Raw genomic sequence first — 4210 nt, 5'->3', positions numbered from 1 at the left:
TTCAGTACTAGTGGGCAATAAGCATTGATATCACCTCTTATTTTTCAGAAAGTGACAAGTAAAGTTCCTCTAGTTCCCTATAGTGGAACTAGGAACTTAATCATTACCTTCTTTTTCTGTTGTAATAGAATTTGCTGAAAGCTTAATAACAGCTTTCAGCGTTTAATCAATAGACAGGAGGTAGGTGATCAGCAAATTGCTAATTAGTAACATACCTTTTGTCGAAACTCTTAGTTCTTAGGAGCAGATCAAGTAGAAAATTTTTATTCTATTTACAAAATTATTTTATCAGATAAAAAAAATGGTTGATACACAAGAAATTCTCGACAGCATTAACGAGAGAATAGCTGAAATCCAAGAGAGAATTGGAGCCATTGGCAACAGTCAACAAACTGGAAGCGAGAACGGAGATTTTATGGTCTCGTCGAGGTTCGCTGATAGTTTCTTGGATGGTTTAGGTGGCGACGATCGGATGTTTGGTGGATTTGGCAGGGATGTGCTTTTTGGGGGCACTGGCGAAGACTTTATTGATGGGGGGAGTAATGATGATGTCATGTTTGGGCAGGATGGGGACGATCTGTTGTTTGCCAAGAATGGCGATGATTACGTCGAAGGCGGGAACGGTGATGATCTCATAGATGGCAGTTTGGGTAATGATCAGTTGGATGGCGGTGCAGGCAACGATCAGCTCAATGGTGGTATCGGTAGTGACGTTCTCCTGGGGGGTACTGGCAGTGACAATTTAGTTGGCGGGAGCAATAGTGGAATAGGCAATTTTCCGCTTGAGCAAGATATTTTAATTGGCGGTACTCTCGATAGTAACGGTAATCCAGTTGGTGATGGTGTTAGCGATACTTTTGTGCTGGGAGATAGTGCTGGCTCATTTTATACTAAAAGTGGCTTTGGCAATATTTTCCAAGAAATTTTTGCAGGTGGTGATTATGCGCTAATTTTGGGTTTTGAGAAAGGCATAGATCAGTTGGAATTTAGCCCGGTTGTTCCCCCTGAGAATTTTATCCTAGGAACTGCGTCTATTTTTACCCCAGTCGATACTCTTATTATTGAAGGTAACGAACTGATTGCAGTTTTTGCAGGAGTCGATCTGACAGTCTAAAACACTTTCAATCAGAAAATATCTAAAACTACGAAGAGGCGATTATGGAGCGATATGAGGTTCTAGCTAAACGAATAGTTTTACAAGATGGCAAGATTATTGCCGAAGCTAAAAGTGTTGCCAAGGCATCTGGCGATGCTGAAATTAAGATTAGTCAAAGCGTTTCTGTCAACATTTCATATGTTAATAAATCTAACAGTTAGATAAAATCTAGTTCTCGCAGTTATTCAAAATCTGCTTCTATCCAAAAAAGTAATCTTTAAATAAAAAAAATACTATGTCCCTAGAAATTTTAGAGAAAGTCAAAGACTTCCTCATCAGAGTAGTCAAAGACGAATCTTTCCGCACTCAATTGATGAGTGAGAAAGTCGAAGAAGTAAGAAAAGTAATGACGGATAGTGGTTATAACTTTTCTCAAGAAGAATTTGAAACAGCCAGCATCCAAATCTTGGACTTAAAAGAATTAGGTGAGTTTCACGAACTCAGCGAAGAGGAATTAGTGAGTGCCGTTGGTGGGTGGGGGAAAGATTTTTGGTGGAGGAAAAGATTCCCAAAAGATCCAATTTTTCAACCAATGTACGGGGTAGTGATTCAACCGCCTCCAAAACCTGAGCCGGAACCTCTTCCATATCCAGAACCCCAGCTGATGTATGGTATCGTCATTAGTCCACCCATCGATATCCAGCCGATGTATGGTGTCATTAAGCCGCCAGAACTTATCTAATTATAGGTTGGGTAGAGCGAGGGTGAAACCTAACACTTTCAAAGTTTTGATTGATCGGTTTTGTAAACATTGCCCCTATTATCAGGTGAGTAAGTTATGTCATATAGTCGCACCAGTTACGCAGTTTGGGAAATAACCCTAAAATGCAATCTGGCCTGTAGCCATTGCGGTTCCCGCGCTGGCAATGCACGTACCAAAGAGCTTTCTACAGAGGAAGCATTGGATCTCGTCCAACAAATGGCAGAAGTCGGGATCAAAGAAGTCACCCTCATTGGTGGTGAAGCCTTTCTGCGTCCAGACTGGCTGGAAATTGCCGAAGCCATTACCCAAGCAGGAATGCTGTGCGGTATGACTACTGGCGGGTATGGCATTTCCCTAGAAACTGCAAAAAAAATGAAACAAGCGGGCATTCGCACCGTCTCTGTTTCTATTGACGGCTTGGAATCAACTCACGATCGCTTGCGGGGAAGAAAAGGCTCTTGGAAATATGCCTTTAAAACCATGAGCCATCTGCGAGAAGTTGAGATTACCTTCGGTTGTAACACCCAAATTAATCGCCTCTCAGCCCCAGAATTTCCCCACATTTATGGGTGTATCCGCGATGCAGGTGCTCGTGCTTGGCAGATTCAACTTACCGTCCCCATGGGTAATGCTGCTGATAATGCGGATATACTCTTACAACCTTATGAATTACTAGACATTTATCCCATGTTAGCCAGGGTTGCCCGTCGTGCCTACCGGGAAGGCGTGCAGATCCAGGCAGGAAATAATATTGGTTACTATGGTCCTTACGAGCGATTGTTACGGGGAAGGGGAAACGAGCATGAATTCTCATTCTGGCAAGGCTGTGCAGCCGGACTTTCCACCTTGGGAATTGAAGCTGACGGAGCCATCAAAGGTTGTCCTTCCCTACCTACTACCGCTTACACAGGTGGTAATATTAGAGACCGTTCTCTTCGAGATATTGTTGAAAATACGGAACAATTGCGCCTGAATCTGGGAGCAGGAACACCCGAAGGGACAAAACACCTATGGGGTTTTTGTAAAACCTGCGAATTTGCCGAACTTTGCCGTGGTGGTTGCAGTTGGACTGCTCATGTTTTCTTCGACAAGAGAGGTAACAATCCTTACTGCCATCATCGCGCTCTTGTCCATGCAGAGCGAGGCTTACGAGAGCGGGTAGTTCCAAAAGTCAAAGCGCAAGGGCTTCCTTTTGACAATGGTGAATTTGAGCTAATTGTGGAGCCTATGGACGCTCCTTTACCAGAAAATGACCCATTAGGGTTTAGTGCTGACAACATCCAGTGGTCAGAAAGTTGGCAAGAGGAACTCGAAGTTGCTTATATCAAATCCGGTAGTGTCGGTATAAATAAAGCATAAAAACCAGGTTTATAGAACCCCTGAAGAGATCTATTTAAAAATAGAGTTGGACTATTTTTTAATCTTTTTTCCCGAGCGTGCTTCTCTACCACAGACGACTAAGCTTCTAGCTTTTTAGACCATTGCAAGGATACCAAATGGGTTCTATATGAAATGCCCTACTATACTAACATCTGTCTCCCATAAACCCGGTTTCTTATAACACTTCCATTGCCAGCGGATTCAATATTATATCATGTCCGGATAATCAACGATAAAAAAGTTTTTGTTTGTACTAGGGCTTTAGCCCTAATTTATAGATAGGGCTTCAGCTTTACTACGAACTTTAATTATAACTATTCAAGCGGATTTGATACTCATTACTGACATAAGGATAAATCATGGCAGAAAATTCTAAAATTGCCGAACTGGGGGAGGAAACAACTAAGGCTGAATCATCACCTCTGCTTCCTCGTTCAGCTTGGAATAGTCAATTAACCTATTTGAAAGTGCTTTTGAAAGCCAAGCAAGCTCTAGATAAAAGCGGAAATTTTTTAGAAGAAAATAGCAGAAAAACAGATTTTGATTTTATTTGAGCATAAGTATGCTCCTTATGCTCCAAGTTTTCTATTCTACAAATGCGGAAAGTCGGTGGTGGTGGTTATCTTGCTGCCAGTAGTGGATAAAAAATGGCACAATGCCGAAAATCACTGAAATTGAGACTGATTTCCTAGAAAAAATTAGTCTCAATTGTACTTCAGGCCGTGGGTTTTAACCACAGGAAATGATCTGCTATAAGTGAATTTCAAACCAGCGAAATTTACTCAATTTAAAAAATCAAAAGTCAAAGCCAAAAATCTTTCATTAATTGATAATGGATAATTGATAATTACCTCTGGTTAAAACCGTTCGGGAATTGAATATAAGGAAATATTATTTCTTTTCTCTTGGTCGATTGGATATGCCGTTCGCGTAGCGTCCCGGAGGGAACGGAGACCTCGGCATCCCATCCT

General features: G+C 41.6%; 5 protein-coding genes. All 5 read left to right on the top strand.

The features are described from left to right. Positions 1–415: 415 nt before the first annotated feature. Positions 416–1114 (top strand): calcium-binding protein, encoded by a 699-nt coding sequence (locus ACP6PL_RS07350; protein ID WP_426544080.1) that lies wholly within the window; start codon positions 416–418, stop codon positions 1112–1114. 44 nt (positions 1115–1158) lie between these two features. Next, entirely contained in the window at positions 1159–1317 is a 159-nt protein-coding gene (locus ACP6PL_RS07345) for a hypothetical protein (protein WP_426544078.1), read from the top strand. Between the two features lie 74 nt (positions 1318–1391). Beyond that, positions 1392–1838 (top strand): Nif11-like leader peptide family RiPP precursor, encoded by a 447-nt coding sequence (locus ACP6PL_RS07340; protein WP_426544076.1) that lies wholly within the window; start codon positions 1392–1394, stop codon positions 1836–1838. Positions 1839–1934: 96 nt separating this feature from the next. Continuing rightward, a complete protein-coding gene (locus tag ACP6PL_RS07335; RefSeq protein ID WP_426544074.1) occupies positions 1935–3218 on the top strand; it encodes a nif11-class peptide radical SAM maturase 3 in 1284 nt (427 codons plus the stop codon). 380 nt (positions 3219–3598) lie between these two features. Beyond that, positions 3599–3793 carry a hypothetical protein gene (locus ACP6PL_RS07330; RefSeq protein WP_426544072.1) on the top strand — a complete coding sequence of 65 codons (195 nt, stop codon included), beginning with the start codon at positions 3599–3601 and terminating at the stop codon, positions 3791–3793. The last annotated feature ends 417 nt before the right edge of the window (positions 3794–4210 follow it).

This window comes from Dapis purpurea BLCC-M126, assembly GCF_050015975.1.
GTDB lineage: Bacteria > Cyanobacteriota > Cyanobacteriia > Cyanobacteriales > Microcoleaceae > Trichodesmium.
This window is presented reverse-complemented; position numbering and strand designations above follow the sequence as displayed.

Coding starts and splice junctions, on each gene's coding strand:
- ACP6PL_RS07350 (WP_426544080.1), top strand. CDS start 416: ATGGTCTCGTCGAGGTTCGCTGATAGTTTCTTGGATGGTTTAGGTGGC.
- ACP6PL_RS07345 (WP_426544078.1), top strand. CDS start 1,159: ATGGAGCGATATGAGGTTCTAGCTAAACGAATAGTTTTACAAGATGGC.
- ACP6PL_RS07340 (WP_426544076.1), top strand. CDS start 1,392: ATGTCCCTAGAAATTTTAGAGAAAGTCAAAGACTTCCTCATCAGAGTA.
- ACP6PL_RS07335 (WP_426544074.1), top strand. CDS start 1,935: ATGTCATATAGTCGCACCAGTTACGCAGTTTGGGAAATAACCCTAAAA.
- ACP6PL_RS07330 (WP_426544072.1), top strand. CDS start 3,599: ATGGCAGAAAATTCTAAAATTGCCGAACTGGGGGAGGAAACAACTAAG.